At 62.9% G+C, this 20,500-nt stretch carries 20 protein-coding genes; 2 read left to right on the forward strand and 18 right to left on the reverse strand.

The window, feature by feature from the left end; translation table 11 throughout:
- The first annotated feature begins 30 nt into the window (after positions 1 to 30).
- Positions 31 to 1,356: an FAD-binding oxidoreductase gene (locus ATY77_RS02710; RefSeq protein WP_088685966.1), complete on the forward strand. Its 1,326-nt coding sequence runs from the start codon at positions 31 to 33 to the stop codon at positions 1,354 to 1,356.
- 63 nt (positions 1,357 to 1,419) lie between these two features.
- Here ATY77_RS02710 and ATY77_RS02715 read toward each other — a convergent pair whose 3' ends face one another.
- The 12 genes from ATY77_RS02715 to ATY77_RS02770 all read right to left on the reverse strand — a co-directional run bounded on the left by ATY77_RS02715 (position 1,420) and on the right by ATY77_RS02770 (position 13,068).
- Positions 1,420 to 2,397, reverse strand: a complete 978-nt coding sequence (locus ATY77_RS02715) for a L,D-transpeptidase (protein WP_088685967.1) — start codon at positions 2,395 to 2,397, stop codon at positions 1,420 to 1,422.
- 107 nt (positions 2,398 to 2,504) lie between these two features.
- A complete protein-coding gene (gene ftsZ, locus ATY77_RS02720) occupies positions 2,505 to 3,527 on the reverse strand; it encodes a cell division protein FtsZ (protein WP_088676087.1) in 1,023 nt (340 codons plus the stop codon).
- A 133-nt stretch (positions 3,528 to 3,660) separates the two neighbouring features.
- Positions 3,661 to 4,647 carry a sugar kinase gene (locus ATY77_RS02725; RefSeq protein ID WP_088685968.1) on the reverse strand — a complete coding sequence of 329 codons (987 nt, stop codon included), beginning with the start codon at positions 4,645 to 4,647 and terminating at the stop codon, positions 3,661 to 3,663.
- Positions 4,648 to 4,665: 18 nt separating this feature from the next.
- On the reverse strand, positions 4,666 to 5,481 hold the full coding sequence (locus ATY77_RS02730) for a carbohydrate ABC transporter permease (RefSeq protein ID WP_088685969.1): 816 nt from the start codon (positions 5,479 to 5,481) through the stop codon (positions 4,666 to 4,668).
- Complete coding sequence (locus ATY77_RS02735; protein WP_088675875.1) at positions 5,481 to 6,419, reverse strand: sugar ABC transporter permease; 939 nt, start codon at positions 6,417 to 6,419, stop codon at positions 5,481 to 5,483. Before ATY77_RS02735 ends, ATY77_RS02730 begins: the two co-directional genes overlap by 1 nt.
- The gene (locus tag ATY77_RS02740) at positions 6,419 to 7,747 is read right to left on the reverse strand and encodes a sugar ABC transporter substrate-binding protein (protein ID WP_088685970.1); all 1,329 of its coding nucleotides are present in this window, start codon (positions 7,745 to 7,747) and stop codon (positions 6,419 to 6,421) included. The genes ATY77_RS02735 and ATY77_RS02740 overlap by 1 nt, the downstream gene beginning before the upstream one ends.
- A gap of 59 nt (positions 7,748 to 7,806) precedes the next feature.
- Complete coding sequence (locus tag ATY77_RS02745) at positions 7,807 to 8,484, reverse strand: GntR family transcriptional regulator (RefSeq protein WP_190233669.1); 678 nt, start codon at positions 8,482 to 8,484, stop codon at positions 7,807 to 7,809.
- Positions 8,485 to 8,491: 7 nt separating this feature from the next.
- Complete coding sequence (locus tag ATY77_RS02750) at positions 8,492 to 9,376, reverse strand: dihydrodipicolinate synthase family protein (RefSeq protein WP_088686247.1); 885 nt, start codon at positions 9,374 to 9,376, stop codon at positions 8,492 to 8,494.
- A 108-nt stretch (positions 9,377 to 9,484) separates the two neighbouring features.
- Positions 9,485 to 10,330, reverse strand: coding sequence for a metal ABC transporter permease (locus ATY77_RS02755; RefSeq protein ID WP_088685971.1), 846 nt, complete (start codon positions 10,328 to 10,330; stop codon positions 9,485 to 9,487).
- The gene (gene sitC, locus ATY77_RS02760; RefSeq protein WP_088685972.1) at positions 10,327 to 11,187 is read right to left on the reverse strand and encodes an iron/manganese ABC transporter permease subunit SitC; all 861 of its coding nucleotides are present in this window, start codon (positions 11,185 to 11,187) and stop codon (positions 10,327 to 10,329) included. The genes ATY77_RS02755 and sitC overlap by 4 nt, the downstream gene beginning before the upstream one ends.
- On the reverse strand, positions 11,184 to 12,089 hold the full coding sequence (locus ATY77_RS02765; RefSeq protein ID WP_088675880.1) for a manganese/iron ABC transporter ATP-binding protein: 906 nt from the start codon (positions 12,087 to 12,089) through the stop codon (positions 11,184 to 11,186). The genes sitC and ATY77_RS02765 overlap by 4 nt, the downstream gene beginning before the upstream one ends.
- A 64-nt stretch (positions 12,090 to 12,153) precedes the next feature.
- Positions 12,154 to 13,068: a metal ABC transporter substrate-binding protein gene (locus ATY77_RS02770; protein ID WP_088675881.1), complete on the reverse strand. Its 915-nt coding sequence runs from the start codon at positions 13,066 to 13,068 to the stop codon at positions 12,154 to 12,156.
- A gap of 360 nt (positions 13,069 to 13,428) precedes the next feature.
- On the opposite strand from ATY77_RS02770, the gene ATY77_RS02775 reads away from it, so the two are divergent.
- Complete coding sequence (locus ATY77_RS02775; RefSeq protein ID WP_088675882.1) at positions 13,429 to 13,704, forward strand: hypothetical protein; 276 nt, start codon at positions 13,429 to 13,431, stop codon at positions 13,702 to 13,704.
- A gap of 387 nt (positions 13,705 to 14,091) precedes the next feature.
- Here ATY77_RS02775 and ATY77_RS02780 read toward each other — a convergent pair whose 3' ends face one another.
- The 6 genes from ATY77_RS02780 to denD form a co-directional block, all read right to left on the reverse strand.
- The gene (locus ATY77_RS02780) at positions 14,092 to 14,991 is read right to left on the reverse strand and encodes a carbohydrate ABC transporter permease (protein ID WP_040112047.1); all 900 of its coding nucleotides are present in this window, start codon (positions 14,989 to 14,991) and stop codon (positions 14,092 to 14,094) included.
- 10 nt (positions 14,992 to 15,001) lie between these two features.
- The gene (locus ATY77_RS02785) at positions 15,002 to 15,928 is read right to left on the reverse strand and encodes a sugar ABC transporter permease (protein ID WP_088675883.1); all 927 of its coding nucleotides are present in this window, start codon (positions 15,926 to 15,928) and stop codon (positions 15,002 to 15,004) included.
- A 184-nt stretch (positions 15,929 to 16,112) separates the two neighbouring features.
- Positions 16,113 to 17,417 (reverse strand): ABC transporter substrate-binding protein, encoded by a 1,305-nt coding sequence (locus ATY77_RS02790; protein ID WP_088685973.1) that lies wholly within the window; start codon positions 17,415 to 17,417, stop codon positions 16,113 to 16,115.
- 158 nt (positions 17,418 to 17,575) lie between these two features.
- Positions 17,576 to 18,643, reverse strand: a complete 1,068-nt coding sequence (gene ugpC / locus ATY77_RS02795) for a sn-glycerol-3-phosphate ABC transporter ATP-binding protein UgpC (protein WP_088685974.1) — start codon at positions 18,641 to 18,643, stop codon at positions 17,576 to 17,578.
- Between the two features lie 73 nt (positions 18,644 to 18,716).
- Positions 18,717 to 19,490, reverse strand: a complete 774-nt coding sequence (locus ATY77_RS02800) for an SDR family oxidoreductase (RefSeq protein WP_088685975.1) — start codon at positions 19,488 to 19,490, stop codon at positions 18,717 to 18,719.
- A complete protein-coding gene (denD, locus tag ATY77_RS02805; protein WP_088685976.1) occupies positions 19,487 to 20,473 on the reverse strand; it encodes a D-erythronate dehydrogenase in 987 nt (328 codons plus the stop codon). Before denD ends, ATY77_RS02800 begins: the two co-directional genes overlap by 4 nt.
- Positions 20,474 to 20,500: the final 27 nt, after the last annotated feature.

Here is a 20,500-nt window from a genome sequence, read left to right on the forward strand (position 1 = left end):
CTAGATTACGCCGCAAACGGAGAATACCCCATGCCGGCGCCGCTGAAACTCGTTGAAACGCCCCTGAAGCTTCCCGCCGCTGCCGATGCCGTGGTGATCGGAGGCGGCATCATCGGCGTGTTTACGGCCTATTATCTGGCGCTGCGCGGCATGAAGGTGGTTCTCGTCGAGAAGGGCCGGATCGGCGCGGAACAATCGAGCCGGAACTGGGGCTGGTGCCGCCAGCAGAACCGCGATGCGCGGGAGCTGCCGATGGCGACGAAGAGCCTCGATCTCTGGGAGCGTTTCGCAGCGGTGTCAGGCGAGGATACCGGTTTTCGCCGCTGCGGGCTTTTCTATCTGAGCGACAGCGATGAGGAACTGGCCGGCTGGGCGCGCTGGCGCGATTTTGCCCGCACTGCCGGCGTCACCACGCATATGCTCGACGGCGCTCAGGCGACGGAGCGCGGCCGCGCGACAGGCAAGCCGTGGAAGGGCGGCGTCTTCTCGCCGACGGACGGGACGGCTGATCCGGCCAATGCGGCTCCGGCCGTGGCGCGGGCGATCCTGAAGCTCGGCGGCACGATCCGCCAGTCTTGCGCCGCCCGCGGCATCGAGACCGAAGGCGGCCGCCTTTCCGCCGTCGTGACCGAACACGGCACCATTCGCACCAAGGTCGCAGTTCTTGCCGGCGGCGCCTGGGCCTCGTCCTTCTGCCATCAGCTCGGCATCCGTTTCCCGCAGGCCTCGATCCGCTCCTCGATCCTTTCGGTGTCATCCCCTGTCGGGGTGCTGCCGGATGCGCTGCATACATCGGCCGTTTCCGCGACGCGCCGCAGTGACGGCGGTTATACGCTGGCCATCAGCGGCGGCGGGCGCGTCGATCCGACGCCGCAGCAATTCCGGTACGCCCAGCAATTTCTGCCGATGTTCATCCGGCGCTGGCGCAGCCTTGCGCCCGGCGGATTGGAAGGCGTGAGATCGGGCCACGAAACCTTGCGGCGCTGGCGGTTGGACGCGCCGACGCCGATGGAGCGGATGCGCATCCTCGATCCGAAGGTCGATCAGCCGACGATCCGGCGCACCCATGCGCGGGCGCTCGAACTGCTGCCTGCCTTGCGCGATACGAAGATTACCGCCGCCTGGGCCGGTTATGTCGACAGCACGCCGGATGGCGTGCCCGGCATCGGCGAAATCACATCGATTCCGGGCTTCATCCTGGCCGCCGGCTTCAGCGGCCATGGCTTCGGTATCGGCCCCGGCGCCGGCCATCTGATCGCCGATATGATCAGCGGCGATACGCCGATCGTCGATCCCAAGCCTTATCACCCCGAACGTTTCAAGCGATCGGCCTGGGGCAAAGTCGCCGATTTCTAGAGCAGATCGAAGTCGGGGGCTGGCTTCGCATGAAGCTCGTTGCAGAGCTGTTGCAGGCGAACTTTACTCGACGAATTTGACCATCACGCCCGGCTTCACCATCCCGCCGAGTTCTTCCGCATCCCAATTGGTCAGGCGGACGCAGCCGTGCGATCCGACCTTGTCGATCAGCTCGGGATCGGGCGTGCCGTGAATGCCGTAGGTCGGCTCGGTCAGGTCGATCCAGATGCTGCCGACCGGCCCGTTCGGTCCTTTGGGGATGGTGAGGACCTTGTTGTTTTTCCCCTGCTTGAAATTCACTTTGGGATCGTAGCGATAGACGGGCATGCGGGCGACGCCCTTGACCTTGTGTGTGCCGCTGGGGGAAGGATTGTCTTCGCTGCCGACCGTTGCCGGATAGGCCGCAAGCAGCGCGCCGCGCGCGTCATAGGCCAGCACCTGCCCCGTCTTGCCGTTCACCTCGATGCGCTTGACCTTTCCGTCTCTTGGAGATCCCGTTACCACGACTTGTACCGTCTTGCCCGGCGCAAAGTCCGCGCTGGGATTGAGCGCCTTCATCAAATCGATATCCATGTGGAACCGCTCCGCGAGCTTCTCCTCCACGCTGGTATATCCCATGCTCGCCATCTTCGCCTTTTCCCCATAGTCCTCGGGAATACGGTCGACGAGACCGGCGGCGTCTTCCTTGGTGATGACGTAGCTTTCGAGGATCGGCGGACCGGCTTCGAGCCGGGTGATCACCTCGGGATCGAGTTTTCCATCCTCGGTAAGCTTGTTCATCGCCTCGAAGCCGGCAACAGCCTTGCCGACATTCTCGCCATAGAGGCCATCGATCACGCCAGGAGAGGCGCCGGCGCGGTCGAGAAGCACCTGGAGGCGCACGATTGCGGGATCCGGGTCCGGCGACGGTTTCTTCGGACGCTCAGTTGCGAGCGAATCGAGGGAGGCTGTGTTGACGGCCTCCGGCGACAGCTCCAGCGCATTTGCCGTGTCGAGGGAAAAAAGCAAAACAAGCGTTGCGATCGATGTGACGGTTTTCATGAACCATCAAATGATTATGGGAACTACTTGTTCCCTGAGGAGGGAAAGAGCGTCGGTCAGCGCTTACGCTGCCGCCGCCCCCTCTCGCTTGCGGGTTTTAGGCTGGGCTACTGCAGAATGCGCGGGATCTGCAGATTTTCCTGGGCAACGCCGGGCATGGCGCCGAAGCCGCTGCCCTCCAAGCCGGTCGCCACGACGGAGACACGGAACCTGCCGTCGAGATTGCGGTCGAAGATGGCGCCGACGACGATTTCGGCATCCGCCTGCACTTCGTCGCGAATGCGGCTCGCGGCCTCGTCGACTTCGAACAGCGTCATATCGGAACCGCCCGAAATCGAGATCAGAACGCCCTTGGCGCCCTTCATCGAGAGATCGTCGAGCAGCGGGTTTGCGATCGCGCCCTCGGCCGCCTTCATGGCGCGGCCTTCGCCGGAAGCTTCGCCCGTGCCCATCATCGCCCGCCCCATGCCGCGCATCACCGACTTCACATCGGCGAAGTCGAGGTTGATCAGGCCTTCCTTGACGATCAGATCGGTGATGCAGCCGACGCCCGAATAGAGCACGCGGTCGGCGGTCATGAAGGCATCGGCGAAGGTCGTTTTCGCGTCGGCGACGCGGAAGAGGTTCTGGTTGGGAATGACGATGACGGTATCGGCGGCCTGGCGAAGCGCCTCGATGCCGGCCTCCGCCGTCTTCATGCGGCGATTGCCTTCGAAGGAAAACGGCTTGGTGACGACGCCGACGGTCAAAATGCCCGCCGAGCGCGCGGCCTGGGCGATCACCGATGCGGCGCCCGTTCCCGTTCCGCCGCCCATGCCGGCGGTGACGAAGCACATGTGTGAACCGCTGAGGTGGTCCATGATCTCGTCGAGCGACTCCTCGGCGGCCGCACGGCCGACTTCCGGCAGCGAACCCGCGCCAAGCCCTTCGGTCACCTGCGCTCCGAGCTGAATGCGCCGGGAGGCCTTCGAGGTCGCGAGGACCTGGGCATCCGTGTTTGCGGCAATGAACTCAACGCCGGCCAAATTCTCCGCGATCATGTTGTTGATCGCATTTCCGCCGCCGCCACCGACGCCAATGACGGTGATATGCGGCCGCAGCCCCACAATGCTGCTCTTGGCGTCCGTCATCATATGCTCCTTCATGCCCCGTGGATGGTCCGTCTTCGCCCGTAACGAATCACTGGTCACATTAAGAACATAAAATGGCGGAGGCGGGGCGAAAGAATTTGTCTGCGGCGGAGTTTGGCTCGCCCTGTGTGGACTATCGGGCACGGGCGTCAGTGCCGGCCGGGACAGCCCTGGCGTCCCAGTCCCGCAGCGCATCGCAGAGCTCGGCCCGCGTCGGCGCGCCGATGCGCCCGCCGAACACCTGGCATTTGAGCGCCGCCGCCATGGACGACAGCCGCATCGTCTCTTCGATGGGCATGCCTTCGGCGATGGCGAGCGCGAAAGCGCCGTGGAAGATATCGCCGGCCGCAAGTGTATCGACGGCTTTGACGCGGGGTGCGGCGAGATGAAAGACGTTGCCGGTCGGCTCATCGAACCAGAAGCAGCCGTTTTCGCCTGCGGTGACGCTGATGAAGGCCTGCGCGAATTTTCGCTTCAAGCGGCTGACCACCTCCACCGGATCGGCCGTTCCGGCAAGCCGCTCGGCGGCCGGCTCGGAGAAGACGATGTGGCTTGCCGCCGGCGCCAGCATCTCGATCACGCCATCGCCTGCGACATCGCCGTCGAGGATGGCGGGTTTGCCCGCCGCTCTCGCCGCCGACAGCGTTGCCAGCGCAAGCTTCGGCCACCGCACGTCGACCAGCACGGCATCGACGGACGAGATTTCCCGTTGCGTGACGGACCTTGCCGTATCGTGCAGCCGCACATCGTAGAAGGGCACGATCAGGCGCTCGCCCGCATCGTCGATCAGGATGGTCGAGACGGCCGAGCGGGCGCCTTGCGCAACGGTCACGCCGCTCGTGTCTATGCCGCTCTCGCTGAGATCGGCGATGATGCGGTCGCCGGTGGCATCGTCGCCGACCGCGCCCCAGAGACTGGCATTGCCGCCGAGGCGAGCGATGGCGAAGGCGGCACTCGATGCCATGCCTTCGGCGATCTGCAGCATTTCATAGGGCAGGATCTTGCCCTGGCCGGTGGGCAGCGCGCGCACACGAAACAGCGTGTCCAGAACCGCCGCGCCGACGCAGAGCACGCGGCGCGCTGAACCGGGCGGTGGATCGAAGGCGAAGGAGGCCGTCAAGATCTTCGTCTCATCTCGTCATTTGACGGCCCCGGCCGTCAGGCCGGCCACGATCTGCCGCTGTGCAAACACCGTCAGGATCAGCACCGGCAAGGTGACGATCAAAGCGGCTGCCGCCAGTGGCCCCCAGCTGACCTGTTCGAAGGACAGCATGTTGTAGACGGCAACAGGAAGGGTGCGCGTCTCGCGGCTGGCGAGCACGATGCCGAAGACGAAATTGTTCCAGGAGAAGATCACCGAGAGGATGAAGGCGACGACGATGCCGGGCCTTGCGATCGGCAGGGCGACCAGGCGGAAAACCTGCCAGGATGTCGCGCCATCGATGCTCGCGGCCTCTTCCAGTTCCATCGGCGTCGTTTCGAAATAGCCGATCATGATCCACACGACGATCGGCACGGTGACGACGAGATGGATGATGATCTGCGGCATCAGCGTGCCGAGCAGGTTCAGCCACTGGAACAGCAGGAAGAGCGGGATCAGGAAGGAAAGGCCCGGCGTCATGCGCGCGATCATGATGACCATCGCGGATTTTTCCGCCTTCAGCCGGGCGATGCCGTAACCGGCCGGCACGCCGATCAAGAGCGCCAGAAGCGTGGCCGCCCCCGTCACCAGCACCGAATTCCATAGATAGAGGAAGAAATTGTTCTCCTCGAAGACCTTCAGATAATTCGACCAGGCGAAACGCTCCGGAATGAAGATCGGCGGATAAGCGCCGTTGTCGATCTCATATTTCAGCGAAAGCGAGATCATCCAGAGGAAGAACAGCACGACCGGCGAGATCATCACCAGGGCGACGAACAGCAGGCCGATGCGATCGAGCGTCTTGCGCTTCATCAGCGTGCCTCCCCGTCCGACCAGTTCACGCGCTGCCGGATCATCATCAGGACGAAGGAGAGCAGGACGATGAGGATGAAGAAGACGACCGCCATGGCCGAGCCATAGCCTATATCGTAGTAGGCGAAAGCGGTGTTGTAGAGATAGATATTGATGGTTTCCGACGCCGTGCCGGGGCCGCCCTGGGTCATGGCGTAGATGATGTCGAAACTCTTCACGGCATCGATGCTGCGGATGATCACCGCGATCATCAGGAACGGCGCGATCATCGGCAGCGTCAGATAGCGGAATTTCTGCCAGACATTGGCGCCGTCGATCTCGGCACTTTCATAAGGCTCGCGCGGAACGGCCGCCAGGCCGCCGAGCACGATCAGCATGACGAGCGGCGTCCACTGCCAGCTCTCGACGAGAACCAGGGAAGGAATGACGCTGCGCTGATTGTAGATCCATTCCTGCGGGCCGATGCCGACGAAGGAGAGGAGATAGTTGAGCACGCCGAGCTGCGGATGGTACATCATCGTCCAGACGAGCGCAATGGCGACCGGGGTCGCCATCATCGGCATGACGAATATGCCGCGTATGAGGCCGCGCAGCGGAAACTGGGCATCGAAGATCAGCGCCGCGAGCGTCCCCAGAAACAGGGGGACGACCACGGAGAGCGTCGTATAGAGCACCGTGTGCCACAGCGACTCCCAGAAGCGCATGTCGGTGGCGAGGCGGATATAATTGTCCAGCCCCGCAAAGACCTGCGACTGACCGAGCGTCCAACTGTTGACGCTCATCCACACCGTAAACACCCATGGAAAGACGATGACGGCTGCGATGACGATGAGCGCCGGGATGACGAAGGGCCAGTAGTTGGGAGCAAACCGGTCCGGCTTGCTCCCTCCTTTCGGCGCCTTGGCCATAGCGGCCGTTTCGATGCTTGCCGAGGCCATTATCCCTCGCTTTTCGCCAGAACGGGTTCGAACTGCGCCGTCGCTGCCTTCAACTCGGCTTCAGGATCGGCGCCGCCGATCATGTTGGTGAGGCCGACGCCATAGATATCACGAAACTCGGTGACCGGAATGATGACCGGCAGCGCGAGCTGCGAGATCTTGCCGGAGCCGACGACGGCATCGAGCCAGGCGGCCGGCATCTTGACGCCTTCGCGGACCTTGGCATCTTCGAGCACGGACTGGCGGAACGGAACGCCGGCGCCGGCCTGCAGCAGGCGTGCGCCCATGTCATGCGCAATCGCCCATTGGCAGAAGAGATAGGCGGCTTCCTTCTTCTGGCTGGCCGCGACCACGCCGAGCCCGTCGCCGAAGGTGCCGGCGGCCTGTGCCTTCGGGCCTTTCGGCATGATGCCGTAGCCGACCTGGCCGACGACGCGCGACTTTTCCGGGTTCTCGATCGGCGGTGCAAAGCCGACGCCGTCCAGCCACATGCCGATCTTGCCCTGCAGGAAGGCCGACTGCGCCTCCGCCCAGTTGAAGCCGGAGACGCCGGGAGGGGCGGTCTTGGTCATCAGCTTCTGGTAAAGCTTGGCCGCATCGACCGCTTCCGGCGACGTCGTGCGCAGCTTGCCGTCGGGGCCGAGCGGGCTCGAACCATAGCCGAGCAGCAGCGACGTCCAGACCGGCGTATTGGCGTTCTTCAGGCCGCGGGCGACGAAGCCGTAGGTGTTGGTCGAGGGGTCGGTCAGCGCTTCGGCGGCACTTGCCAGCTCTTCGAAGCTGGTCGGGTAGGCCAGCCCCTTCTTCTCGAACAGCGCCTTGTTCCAGTAGATGATCCAGTAATCGACCGAGAAGGGAAGAGAGCGCAGCACACCGTCGCCATCCTTGGCGAAGGCGAGCCCGGCTTCGGCGAAATCGCTTTCCACGAGCGACGGATCGGTCAGCGCGGGATCCTTGAGGAAGCCGCTGATATCGGCAAGCCAGCCGCCCTTTTCGAACTGCCGCTTCTGCACGTGGTAGCTCATATGCACCACGTCGAAGCTCGGCTTGCCCGAGCTGAGCTCGATCGTCGTCTTCTGGCGCTGCTGCTGTTCGGGCGTCGCTTCGGCATTGACCTTGATGCCGGTGAGCTCCTCGAATTCGGGCAGGTACTTCAGAAGGATTTCGCTGCGCGGGCTCTTGACCAGGTTCACTTCGAGCGTGGTGCCCGTGAAGCGCTTCCAGTCGACGGCGGCGGATGCCGGGCGCATGCCGAGCATGCTGCTCGCGCCAAGCGCGGCGGTTCCCGCCAGAAAACCTCTGCGTGTCGGATTGAAGAATGATGGCATGTGAGTCCTCCTCCTTTATGTGCCGGCGATCTCCTCACCGCCGGCGGCTTATTTCCCGATTATATCCCCAGCGCACGATCCCTTGCATGATTGATGTGTGCGACAAGGCTGTTGACGGCGTCCTCCGCCGATCGGCGCTCGATCGCCTCGAGCACCTTCAGATGCTCGCCCATCACAGGCCCGACGTGGCCGTCGATGCGGAACCGGTCCTGGCTGATCAGGCGCATCTTGATCGAGTTCACGCGGTAGGCATTCGAGATGATGGTATTGCCAAGCGCGTCGATGAAGGCGTCATGCATGCCCCAGTCGATGGCCTGCGCGCGCAATTCCAACTCGTGCGAGCCGTCGCCGCTGCGAATGGCGTCGGCAATATCCCGGTGCTGCTTGATCAGCCTGGCGATCGTTTCGTCCGATGCGGACCGGGTAAAGAGCGCGACGGCTTCCTTCTCCAGGAAGACGCGTAGCTGGAAGGCTTCGCGAATGAGGTTGAGATCGATGTGGGCGATCTGCAGACCGCGCTGCGGCACGGTCTTGATCAGCCCCTCGGCTTCGAGCCTCGGGATGAGCTCACGGATGGCGCCGAGCGGCAGCCCTGTCAGTTCGACGAGGCGGCGCTGGGAAACGAACTGGCCGGGGCGCACGTCACGCGCAAGGAGATGGCGCGTGAAGCTCGCATACGCCTTTTCCCGCAGTGTCGGCTGCTCCTCCGTTCCGTCCATCGCCTCCTCCACAAACATGCCTGACCTATGCGGCTTTCGAGCGGAAAAGATGATCGAAAGCAAGAGCGAGCTGGGTTTGCGCTTCGCCGGATATCGAAACCAGCGGCGGACGAACCGAAATCCAGATCTCCTCCGACGCCGTGCGCGCGATCATCGCCTTCACGGCCGGGATGACGGGGTGTTTCAGAATCTCGACCACGAAATCCTCTACGCGGCTGTCGTCCCTGCCCTCCTCGGCCAGCGGCCTGAGCTCGCGGGGCGCGAAATTGGCCATGCCTGAGATCGCACCCTGGCCGCCGAGCCGCACGGCCCGCGCCAGGTGCCGCTCGTCGCCCACCAGGATGATGAGATCGCCATGCGCCTTGAGCAGGCTTTCGGTATAGGGCCAATCCCCGGCGGAATCCTTGACGCCGGTGACGATATTGGGGAAGGCGGTCTTGAGACGGCCGATGAGCGACACGGTGAGCGGAACCATCGTCATCGACGGCAGATTATAGACGATGATGTCGCGCGCCTTGTCGCCCAGCAGGGCGAACACTGCCGAAAACCACTGGAAGACGCCGTCGTCGCTGACGTTCTTGAAATAGGACGGCGGGGCAAGAAGAATATTGCGGGCGCCAAGCGAAAGAGCCTGGCCGGCCTGCATCGCCGCATCCTCGGCGGCATCGACCAGCACGCCGACGATGATGTTCTTTGCCGCGATGCCGGCATCGAGGAAGGCGGCGAGAACACGTTCCCGTTCCTGGCTTCCGATCGAGGACCCCTCACCCGTCGTCCCGAACAGCGTCACGCTGGAACATCCGGCGGCAAGGCAGCGCCGCGCCTGCGCGATCATCGCTTCGATCGCAATATTGCCGTCGCTGTCGAACGGCGTGGCAAGAGCGACGGAAAGCCCGAATTTAGATGTCAACTTCATTCCTCCCAGTTGATGGGTCAGGTGTAGCAGGCTGACATGTTAGTTGTAAAGTGGTGATTCATCGCTGCCTGCGCTGGGCAGGCAGTTGTCGTCAGTTCCTTCCTAGACAGTCTCGCTGGCGTCGATCCGGGCGGCTTGGCGCGTGGCATGGATGAAGGCCAGCACGAAGCCGATGGTGAGAACGAGCACGATGGTCGGCGCGGGTGCGCTGTCGATGAAGAAGGACAGGTAAACGCCGGCGAAGGAGCCGGTGACGGCGATGGCGACCGACAGGATGAGCATCGTGCTGAACTTGCGGGTCAGCAGGAAGGCGATGGCGCCCGGTGCGATCAGCATGGCGATCGAAAGGATGATGCCGACTGCCTGCAGGGCGCCGACGATGGTGAGCGAGATGAGGGCGAGCAGGCCGTAATGCAGGAAGCCGATCCTGAGACCCACGGCCTTTGCCTGCGTCGGGTCGAAAGCGTGCAGCAGAAAATCCTTCCACTTCACGCCGAGAATGCCTGCCGTGACCGCGGCGATCGCGCCTGCCTGCGCAATGTCGGGCCAGGAGACGCCGAGCATATCGCCGAACAGGATATGGTCGAGATGCACGTCGGACTGGATTTTGACATAGAGCACCAGGCCGAGCCCGAACATGCCGGAGAAGACGATGCCCATCACCGTGTCCTGCTTGATGCGGCTGTTGTCCCTGAGGAAGCCGGTGGCGATGGCGCAGAACATGCCGGCGACGAAAGCGCCGACGGCATAGGGAAAGCCGACGATATAGGCGATGACCACGCCGGGAAACACCGCATGGCTGATCGCATCGCCCATCAGCGACCAGCCCTTGAGCACGACGAAGCAGGACAGGAGTGCCATCGGCACGGCGACCAGCACCGAAATGACAAGCGCATTGACCATGAATTCGAACTGGAAGGGCGAAAGCAGCATCTCGGCAATGTTCATCGCGCCGCCTCCAGCGCCTCGGCGGCCCTTCGGCGCGCCGCCAGCAGGCCGTGCTTGGGCGCGAGGAAGAATGCGGTCAGGAAGATCGCCGTCTGCAGCACGACGATGATGCCGCCGGTCGCTCCGTCGAGGAAGTAGCTCGCATAGGCGCCGGTGAAGCTGGTGACCGCGCCGATGATCACCGCGATGAGAAGCAGCCGAGGGAAACGATCGGTCAGCAGATAGGCGGTCGCGCCCGGTGTCACCACCATACAGATGACCAGGAATGCGCCGACCGTCTGCAGGGCCGCGACGGTGGAAGCGGAAAGCAGCGTGAAGAACATGATCTTGAGCGCGGTCGGATTGAGGCCGATCGAGCGGGCATGGTTCTCGTCGAAGAATGTGACCATCAGGTCCTTCCATTTGACGAGCAGGATGGCGAGCGACACGAAGCCGATGATGGCGAGCTGCAGCGTATCCTCCGGCGTGATGGCAAGGATGTTGCCGAGCACGATCGTCTGGATGTTCACCGCCGTCGGCTGGAGCGACACCATGAACAGGCCGAGCCCGAAGAAGGAGGAGAAGATCAGGCCGATGATGGCGTCTTCCTTCAGCCTGGTGCGCTGGTTGAGGAAAAGCATGGCGGCGGCGGCAAGCCCGCCGGAAAAGAAAGCGCCGATCGAGAAGGGAAGGCCGAGCATATAGGCGCCGGCCACGCCGGGGACGATCGCATGCGAGAGCGCGTCGCCGATCAGCGACCAGCCCTTCAGCATCAAGTAGCAGGAGAGGAAGGCGCAGACGCCGCCGACAAGTGCCGAGACCCACATGGCGGTCAACATATAATTATAGGTGAAGGGCTCGAGGAGAATGTCCGTCATTCCCAGCCTCCGCCTTCCCCGTCGGACGCGCCCGCCGTCGCCTTGCCGCCGCGAAGCACGAGCGGGCGTTCGTCGTCGCTGATCAGGCCGATCGATGTCGGCCTGCCGCTCTGGGCGTCGTTCAGCACGAAATGGCGCAGCACCCCGCCGAAGGCCTTCTCCAGATTGTCCTGGGTGAAGGTCTCGAAGGTCGGCCCATAGGCGAGCACCGTGCCCTTGATCAGGATCGTCCGGTCGCAGAATTCCGGCACGGAGCCGAGATTATGCGTCGAAACCAGCATGACGCGGCCCTCGTCGCGCAGCTCGCGAAGCAGCTTGATGATCTGCTCCTCGGTCTTGACGTCGACGCCGGTAAACGGCTCGTCGAGCAGGATGACCTTTCCGTCCTGCGCCAGCGCGCGGGCGAGGAAGACCCGCTTCTTCTGGCCGCCTGAGAGCTCGCCGATCTGGCGCTTGCGGAATTCGCTCATGTTGACGCGGGCAAGTGCTGCCGCCACCGCCTGATGATCGGCGGCCTTGGGAATGCGCATCATGCCCATGTGGCCGTAGCGGCCCATCATTACCACGTCTTCGACCAGGACGGGGAAGTTCCAGTCGACCTCTTCGGCCTGAGGCACATAGGCGACGAGGTTCTTTCGCAGCGCGTCCTTGACCGGCATGCCGAGCACGCGGATATCGCCCCTCGCGAGGCGCACGAAGCCCATGATCGATTTGAAGAGGGTCGATTTTCCCGAGCCGTTGACGCCGACCAGCGCGGTGATCGTGCCGGTGGGAATGGCGAAGCTCGCCTCCCGCAGTGCCGTATGGCCGTTGCGATAGGTGACAGTCGCGCCGTCCACCAGGATCCCGGTCCCCTCGACGCCGGATGCGGCCTGCTTCTGCCGGCCGGGTTGAACACTCATCGAACAATACCCCCTTGAACACATGAATCAGGCCCCGCCCGCAGGCGAGGCCCTGCCGGCCCGATCAGGACGAGGACGCCAGGCCCTTGGCGATGGTATCCGACGTTACCCTGAGGAGATCGAGATAGGTCGGAACCGGGCCGTCGGCCTCGCTCAGCGAGTCGACATAAAGCACGCCGCCATATTTGGCGCCGGTCTCACGCGCCACCTGTTCGGCGGGCTTCGAGGAGATCGTGCTTTCGGAGAAGACGACGGTGATGCCGTTCTTGCGAACCGCGTCGATCACCTTGCGCACCTGCTGCGGCGTGCCCTGCTGATCGGCGTTGATCGGCCACAGATAGAGTTCTTTCAGGCCGAAATCGCGGGCGAGATAGGAGAAGGCGCCTTCGCTCGACACCAGCCAGCGCTTGGCCTCGGGCACGGCGGCAAGCTGCGTCTTGATGGGATCGATCGTCGCCTTGATCTTCTCCTTGTAAGCCTCGGCATTGGCCTTGTAGGTCTCGGCATTGGCGGGATCGTACTTCACGAAGGCGTCGCGGATATTGTCGACATAGATCAGCGCTGCCGTCGGCGACATCCAGGCATGCGGGTTCGGCTTGCCCTGATAGGGGCCTTCGGAAATGCCCATCGGCTCGACGCCGGTGGAGACGGTGACTTCAGGCACGTCCTTCAGATTGTGGAAGAATTTCTCGAACCAGCGTTCGAGATTGAGCCCGTTCCAGAGGACGAGCTGGGCGCCCTGGGCCCGCTGGATATCGCCTGGCGTTGGCTGATAGTTGTGGATTTCCGCGCCCGGCTTGGTGATGGATTCAACGATCGCCGCGTCACCCGCGACGTTCTTGGCGATGTCGGCGATGACGGTGAACGTCGTCACCGCCTTGAATTTTTCCTGCGCCGATGCCGGCAGAACCGTCAGCACGGCCGCAAACGCCGCTCCCATCATCCCGGTCAGAACCGACCGTCTTACCTTATCGAGCATGGATGTCTCCGGTTGCTATTGAGAGTGAATTGCAATTCACAATCGAGGCCTGCCCTCATGACAGTTCGCAAAGAGACGACCCCGGTCCCTCCATATTCTGCAATTGCGAATGAATTGCAATAAAGAATTGGCGGCCGGGCGCAAAATGATTGCAGCCCTGCCGAGGCAGTGAAAGACGCGAGGCCCTTGCCGTGTACCCTGGAAGTTGACCGGCAACGATGCCAGCCACGACGAACCCGATGATCCAGTCGGTTTCCATATCGGCTCGATCCTCATGGTCAGGACATGTCGATTACCGTAAACTGATCAGCCGAAGGCCTTGAGCATAGCTCGCCGAGGCGACCCCTGGATGGAGGGCATATGTTCAAATCTGTTTCCGACAGCGCCTTTGCCACCGACGGCGGATCACTCGCGTTGTTTGTACAACGGTCTGATGGCGAAGTGGAGCAGTTCGTCATAAATCGCTCCCTCGCTTCGCGCGGGACGCCTGCTTACAACAAGGTGTCGTCGAATCTCCGCTCCCTTTCGGCGGATGATTGCCGGGCGATCGCGGCGGCTCTCGAGCCGCTGTTGCCGACAACCCCGTCGATTTATCCGCTAGCGGATTTCATCAGGACACTTAGGGAGCAACCCTGATTTTCAACGGCTGGATGGCTTCCAAACCGACCATGAGCCCCACGGCTTTTGCCCTCGCCGTCACTTGGAATGGAGCGTCGTCGACAAGGCGGTGCGCTCCATGCGCGCGGAATTTTCCGGGTCGAGATGCTCCCAATAGGAGCCTTCCTTCCGTTCAAGGCATAGGACGCGCGATGATCACGTTGCGAAAAGCGGCTGGAGAGCGAGGTAATGTCGCAGCCTGCCCGTCGATGATTGTCTTCCAACATCGACCTGTGTGCGGCCCATTATCGGAAGCTGGGCCTCGGCACTGATCTTGTGAAGCAGTCGTTCGATAGGGCCGAATTGATCGGCATCCTCTGGCGGGGGGATTACAACGTAGTCATCCCCGCCGCTGAACCGTTACAGCTACTCCTTCACCGCGCCCGTCATCGACGACACGTAGTAGTCGACGAAGAAGGAATAGAGAATGACCACGGGCAGCGAGCCGAACAGCGCGCCTGCCATCAGCGATCCCCATTCGAACACATCGCCGCGCACCAACTCGGTCAGCACGCCGACCGGGATGGTCTTGTTCTCCGAGGACTGGATGAATGTCAGCGCGTAGATGAATTCGTTCCATGACAGGGTGAAAGCGAAGATGCCGGCCGAGATCAGGCCCGGTACGGCGAGCGGCAGGATGATCTTCACCAGGATCTGCCAGCGGTTGGCGCCGTCGACCAGCGCGCTCTCCTCGAGCTCGAAGGGAATGGAGCGGAAATAGCCCATCAGCAGCCAGGTGCAGAAGGGAATGAGGAAGGTCGGATAGGTGAAGATCAGCGCCAGGCGCGAATCGTAGATCCCGAGCTTGAAGACGATGAAGGCGAGCGGGATGAAGAGGATCGACGGCGGAATGAGATAGGCGAGGAAGATGACGAGGCCGATCTGCCGCGAGCCGGTGAAGCGCACGCGCTCGATCGCATAGGCGCCGAACACCGAGGCCACCAGCGAAAGCGCGGTCGAGCCCACGGCCACCAGCATCGTGTTCCACAGCCAGCCGGGATAGGATGTCTCGAGGAACAGGTATTTGATGTGGTCGAGCGTCGGCCCGACCACCCAGAAGGGGCTGTAATTGTTGTAGTCCGTCAGCTGCTCGTTCGGCTTCACGGCGGTGATCGCCATCCAGTAGAAGGGAAAGAGCAGCACGAAGACGAAGACCGCCATCGGCAGGTAGAGCATCACCACGCGCCGCGGCAGGCGGTTCAGATAGCTCATGCCCTCGGCATTGTCTGTCAGGACCTCATCGGCCGTTTTGAGATTGGTCGACATGGCTTGCTCCTTAATCCTGTCCGCCCTGCTGCCATTTGCGGCGTTGCAGACCGAAGAAACTGAACATGATGGCGCCGAGCAGGAAGGGTATCATGGCAACGGCGATGGCCGCGCCTTCTCCGAGCTGCCCGCCCGGAATGCCGCGCTGGAAGGAGAGTGTCGCCATCAGATGCGTGGCGTTGACCGGCCCGCCCTTGGTCAGCACGTAGATCAGCTGGAAATCCGTGAAGGTGAAGAGCACCGAGAAGGTCATGACGACGGCGATGATCGGCGTCAGCATCGGCAGCGTCACATAGCGGAACCGCTGCCAGCTGGTCGCGCCGTCGAGCGAGGCCGCCTCCTGCAGCGAGGCCGGGATGGTCTGCAGGCCGGCGAGCAACGAGATCGCCACAAAGGGAATGCCGCGCCAGACATTGGCGACGATGACCGAGATGCGTGCATTGGTGGGGTCGCCGAGGAAGTTGATCGGCGCGTCGATCAGGCCGAGCTTCATCAGCGACCAGGAGACGATCGAGAACTGGGAATCGTAGATCCACCAGAAGGCCAGCGCCGAAAGCACTGTTGGTACCACCCAGGGCAGGAGCACGATCGCCCGGAAGAAGGATTTGAACGGAAGGTGCTGGTTCAGAAGCAGCGCCAGCCAGAGGCCGAGCGCGAATTTCAGCGCCGAGGCGACCAGCGTGTAGAGGATGGTGTTGAAGACCGACAGCCAGAAAACCGCGTCATCGGCGAGGAACTGATAGTTCTCCAGCCCGATGAAGATGCCGTCCCGGCCGATCCGCGTGTCGGTAAAGCCAAGCCAGACGCCGAGCCCCAGGGGATAGGTGAGGAAGCAGACGAGGAACACGGCGGCCGGCAGCATGAAGAGGAAGCCGAGCACATTGTTGTTCTGCAGGAGCGAGGGGCCGCGCGTATCCCCGGATTTCAAGGTCGACATTGCTGGTCTCCAGATTGCAGTCAGTCCTGATGCATGTCGCCCGGAAGTGTGCAGCGGTTCCGGGATAACGACATGCATAAAACAAGGAACCAAAGCGCGGCGCATGGATCAGATCTGATGCGACGCGCTTTGGAGGATATGCGGCATGCCGGATATCGGGCATGCCACAAGCCTCGGCTCCGGATCAGACGCGGTAGTAGCGGTTCGCCCGGCGTTCGGCTTCCTTCATCGCGTCTTCCGGCGACTTCTGGCCGGTGACGGCGGCAGCGTACATGTCGACCAGCACATAGTCGGCCATGGTCGCGGCCGAGGCATAGCCGAGCGGGCCGGCATATCCGTTCGGGCGCAGCTTTTCCGAGGCGCGCGCATAGGGCGCGTGAACAGGATCGGCAGTCCAGATCGGGTTCTTGGCGAAGGCCTTGAGCGGCTGGCAGCAATAGGCGCTGGAGCCCTGGATCCAGGCGTTCATCTGGTCGGCTTCCATCATGAACTTGATGTAGGCCTTGGCCGCTTCAGGATATTTGCTGTGCTTGAAGAGAAGCAGCGAGCTGGTCTGGCAAAGCTCGACGCTCTTGCCGACCGGTCCGACCGGGAAGTTGGTCGTGCGGATGTCCTTCGCGATCTCGGCGAGCTTCGGATCGTTCTTCGCCGTGTAGTAGACGGAGACGCCGTTGGCGATCAGCGATACCTGGCCGGCAAGGAAGGCGCGGTTGTTGTTGACGTCCTGCCAGCTTTCGGTGCCCGGAATGAAGGTCGCGTAGAGCTCCTTGGCATAGTTGATCGAGGCGAGCGTCTCCGGGCTGTTGATCGTCACCTGGCCGCTTTCGTCGACCATCTTGCCGCCATGGCTCCAGAGCAGCCAATGGGCGTAATTGTTGCCGTCGCCGACCGCCTTGCCGTGCGGGAAGCCTGCGGGCGTGCCTTTTGCCTTCATCGCCTTGCAAAGCTCGAGGAAGCCTGCGGTATCGTTCGGGAATTCGTTGAAGCCGGCGGCCTTCACGTGGCTGTCGCGGTAGACGACGGCATTGCCGATCGCCGTCAGCGGCATGGCGATGAAGGTGTCGCCGCGGGTGGCATAGCCCTTCACGCCATCGTACCAGCCCTCATACTTGTTGCCGAGATAATTGCCGAGTTCGGTAAGATCGACCAGCTTGTCCGGATATTGGTGGGCGTCGTCGAACCAGCACATGATGAGATCGGGGCCGGAGCCGACATTGGCGGCAACGGCTGCCTTCGGACGGATGTCCTCCCAGCTCTCCTTGTCGATGCGCACTTCCACGCCTGTGGCTTCGGTGAATTTCTTGGTGTTGGCGATCCACGCATCCTCGTCGCCCTTCACGAAAGGCGTCCAGCGCAGCAGCCTGAGGCTCGCGCCGCTTTCCGGCGTGTAGGTCGGTTCGGCCTGCGCAAAGGATGGCTTGATGCCAAGACCGGCGACACCGGCAACGGCTGCCGATGCGGCAAGAAATTCACGTCTCTTGATCGTCATGAGATTCCTCCTCATTGAAACAGCGGGAGCAATTCTCCGGCGTCCACCTCCCGCTGGTGAACGGCGGCCTGGCATTTCCGGGAGAGCAGGCTCCGGGGAACGCTTGCGCTCCGGCGGCCGGGGAGACTCCTCCTCTCCCGTACGGCCGCCAGATGGCATCAGTCGGTCAATCTCCTGCCGCCTTCGGCATCGAAGAGATGAACATGCTTGGCGTCGATCGCCACGCGGATCGCTTCGCCCGGGCGGGCATCGACACGCTCGCGGAAGACGCAGCTGACCTCGCTGCCGCCGAGGCGGACGGTCAGATGCGTCTCGTAGCCGGTCGGCTCGATCACCACGATTTCGGCCGGCAGGCCGTTCGGATCGAGCGAGATGTATTCGGGGCGCAGCCCGTAGATGAGGTCGCGGCCGACCGCACTTGCCGGCGGATTGGCGACTGGCAGCCGGGTGCCGTTGGCCGCGACGAACTGCGTGGCGTTTTCGGGATCGAGCCTGCCATGGATCATGTTCATTGCCGGCGAGCCGATGAAGCCGCCGACGAAGAGATTGGCGGGGCGGTCGTAAAGCTCGAGCGGCGAACCGATCTGCTCGACGATGCCGTCATGCATGACGACGATCTTGTCGGCCATCGTCATCGCCTCGATCTGGTCATGGGTGACGTAGACCGTCGTCGTCTTCAGGCGCTGATGCAGTTCCTTGATCTCGGCCCGCATGGCGACGCGCAATTTCGCATCGAGGTTGGAGAGCGGCTCGTCGAACAGGAAGACTTCAGGATCGCGCACGATGGCGCGGCCCATGGCGACGCGCTGACGCTGGCCGCCGGAAAGCTGGCGCGGATAGCGGTCGAGCAGCTTGTCGAGGCCGAGGATGCCGGCGGCATATTTCACCCGCTTTTCGGCTTCCGCCTTGGGCGCCTTGTTGAGCATGAGCGAAAAGCCCATGTTCTGCTCCACCGTCATATGCGGGTAAAGCGCATAGTTCTGGAACACCATGGCAATGTCGCGGTCCTTCGGCGGCAGCGTGTTGACGACGCGCCCGCCGATCTTGATCTCGCCGCCGGAAATGTTTTCGAGCCCGGCCAGCATCCTCAGAAGCGTGGATTTGCCACAGCCCGAGGGGCCGACGAGAATGACGAACTCCCCATCGGCGATATCGATGTCCACCCCTTTGATGACGGGATGCGCGCCGAATGATTTCCGGACATCCGCGAATTGAACGTTTGCCATACTCCCTCCTCCCAGATCATGAGCATTACGCAAGCACTGTATGTATCGTTTCGGCCGGCGGCAGCCGGCTTCTTCATCCCCGCCCTACGAAAGGCATCTTCGTCGCCATGACGGTCATGGTCAGCACATTGGCGCCGAGCGGCAGGCCCGCCATGTAGACGACCGCATCGGCGATATGCGCCGGGTCGATCGTCGCTTCGGCGGCGATGCTGCCGTTTGCCTGCAGCACGCCGGCGGCGATCTTCGTCGTCATGTTGCTTGCGGCATTGCCGATATCGATCTGGCCGCAGGCGATGTCGAATTCGCGTCCGTCGAGAGCGGTGGATTTGGTCAGCCCCGTGATGGCGTGCTTCGTTGCCGTGTAAGGCGCCGAATTCGGGCGCGGCGTCGTGGCGGAGACGGAGCCGTTGTTGATGATGCGCCCGCCGCGCGGGCTCTGGCTCTTCATCAGCCGGAAGGCCTGCTGGGTGCAGAGAAAGGCGCCGGTGAGATTGGCCGCGACGATGGCGTTCCACTGCTCGAACGAAACCTCTTCCAGCGCCACACCAGGCACGGTGACGCCGGCATTGTTGACCAGGAGATCGAGCCGCCCGTATTTTTCCGCGATCGCATCGAAGAGGCCGCGAACGGAGTCCGGATTGCCGACATCGGCGGAAACCGCGAAGAACTCCGCCCCGGTTTCGCTGCCAAGCTCGCCTGCGGCCTTCTCAAGCACGTCGGCCCGCCGCCCTGATATGACGACCGTGTAGCCGGCAGCGCCGAGCCCCCGCGATATGGCGCGCCCGACGCCGGTGCCGCCGCCGGTGACTAGCGCGATCCTTGCCTTTCCGCTGGCCGATATGCTCATGCGATCCTCCCGTCGAGTTCATCCTCGATATGGACTTTCAGGATTTCGTCGAAGCTCGTCTCCGCCTTGAAGCCGAGCGACGACGCTCTCTCCGCATCGAACTGGGTCGGCCAGCCGGCGACGATGCGTTCGATCAAAGGATCGGGCACGCGCTTGATGAGCGCGACCGCCTTGTCGCCGGCGACCCGGCGCAGGGCTTCGATCTCTTCGGAGACCAGTGCGGAAAGGCCTGGCATGGTGAGGTTGCGCCGCGCGCCGATCCTTGCCGTATCGATCGTCGCGGCATGGACGAAGAAGCCGACGGCCGCACGCGGGCTCGCAAACCAGTGCCGGACGCTGTCGCTGACCGGCAGTATGGCTTCCTTGCCGACCAGCGGCTCACGCAGAATGTTGGAGAAGAAACCCGATGCCGCCTTGTTGGGGGCGCCGGGACGCACGCAGATGGTCGGCAGCCGGATGCCGATGCCGTCGAAAATGCCGCGGCGGGAATAATCGGAAAGCAACAGTTCGGCGATCGCCTTCTGCGTGCCGTAGCTCGTCAGCGGCGTGGTGAAGAATTCGTCCGGAATGACTTCCGGGAACGGCGTTCCGAAAACAGCGATCGAGGAGGCGAAGACGAGGCGCGGCACATAGGCGCTCGTCATGCCCGCCTGGCGGATCGCATCGAACAAAGCGCGTGTGCCGTCGAGATTGACGGCGTAACCCTTGTCGAAATCCGCTTCCGCCTCTCCCGAGACGATGGCGGCGAGGTGGAAGATCAGGTCCGGCCGGCCCTCGATCAGCCTGTCAGCCGCGCCGGCGGCGGCAAGATCGACGGTCAGCGCGGTCGAGACGGGCCGAAGCGTTTTGGGAACTTGCGGCTGAAAGGCGTCCGCCAGCGTCAGCCGGGTGACGGGCCGGCCGAAAGCCATCGGCTCGCGCGCGATCTTCTCGACCAGCTTGCGGCCGACCATGCCCGCCGCGCCCAAAATCATCACATGCATATCGGCTCTTCCTCCCGTCGGCCGGTG

It is taken from the genome of Rhizobium sp. R634 (assembly GCF_002211305.1).
Lineage (GTDB): Bacteria > Pseudomonadota > Alphaproteobacteria > Rhizobiales > Rhizobiaceae > Rhizobium.

Coding starts and splice junctions, on each gene's coding strand:
- ATY77_RS02710 (WP_088685966.1), top strand. CDS start 31: ATGCCGGCGCCGCTGAAACTCGTTGAAACGCCCCTGAAGCTTCCCGCC.
- ATY77_RS02715 (WP_088685967.1), bottom strand. CDS start 2,397: ATGAAAACCGTCACATCGATCGCAACGCTTGTTTTGCTTTTTTCCCTC.
- ftsZ (WP_088676087.1), bottom strand. CDS start 3,527: ATGACGGACGCCAAGAGCAGCATTGTGGGGCTGCGGCCGCATATCACC.
- ATY77_RS02730 (WP_088685969.1), bottom strand. CDS start 5,481: ATGAAGCGCAAGACGCTCGATCGCATCGGCCTGCTGTTCGTCGCCCTG.
- ATY77_RS02735 (WP_088675875.1), bottom strand. CDS start 6,419: ATGGCCTCGGCAAGCATCGAAACGGCCGCTATGGCCAAGGCGCCGAAA.
- ATY77_RS02740 (WP_088685970.1), bottom strand. CDS start 7,747: ATGCCATCATTCTTCAATCCGACACGCAGAGGTTTTCTGGCGGGAACC.
- ATY77_RS02745 (WP_190233669.1), bottom strand. CDS start 8,484: ATGTTTGTGGAGGAGGCGATGGACGGAACGGAGGAGCAGCCGACACTG.
- ATY77_RS02755 (WP_088685971.1), bottom strand. CDS start 10,330: ATGAACATTGCCGAGATGCTGCTTTCGCCCTTCCAGTTCGAATTCATG.
- sitC (WP_088685972.1), bottom strand. CDS start 11,187: ATGACGGACATTCTCCTCGAGCCCTTCACCTATAATTATATGTTGACC.
- ATY77_RS02765 (WP_088675880.1), bottom strand. CDS start 12,089: ATGAGTGTTCAACCCGGCCGGCAGAAGCAGGCCGCATCCGGCGTCGAG.
- ATY77_RS02770 (WP_088675881.1), bottom strand. CDS start 13,068: ATGCTCGATAAGGTAAGACGGTCGGTTCTGACCGGGATGATGGGAGCG.
- ATY77_RS02775 (WP_088675882.1), top strand. CDS start 13,429: ATGTTCAAATCTGTTTCCGACAGCGCCTTTGCCACCGACGGCGGATCA.
- ATY77_RS02780 (WP_040112047.1), bottom strand. CDS start 14,991: ATGTCGACCAATCTCAAAACGGCCGATGAGGTCCTGACAGACAATGCC.
- ATY77_RS02785 (WP_088675883.1), bottom strand. CDS start 15,928: ATGTCGACCTTGAAATCCGGGGATACGCGCGGCCCCTCGCTCCTGCAG.
- ATY77_RS02790 (WP_088685973.1), bottom strand. CDS start 17,417: ATGACGATCAAGAGACGTGAATTTCTTGCCGCATCGGCAGCCGTTGCC.
- ugpC (WP_088685974.1), bottom strand. CDS start 18,643: ATGGCAAACGTTCAATTCGCGGATGTCCGGAAATCATTCGGCGCGCAT.
- ATY77_RS02800 (WP_088685975.1), bottom strand. CDS start 19,490: ATGAGCATATCGGCCAGCGGAAAGGCAAGGATCGCGCTAGTCACCGGC.
- denD (WP_088685976.1), bottom strand. CDS start 20,473: ATGCATGTGATGATTTTGGGCGCGGCGGGCATGGTCGGCCGCAAGCTG.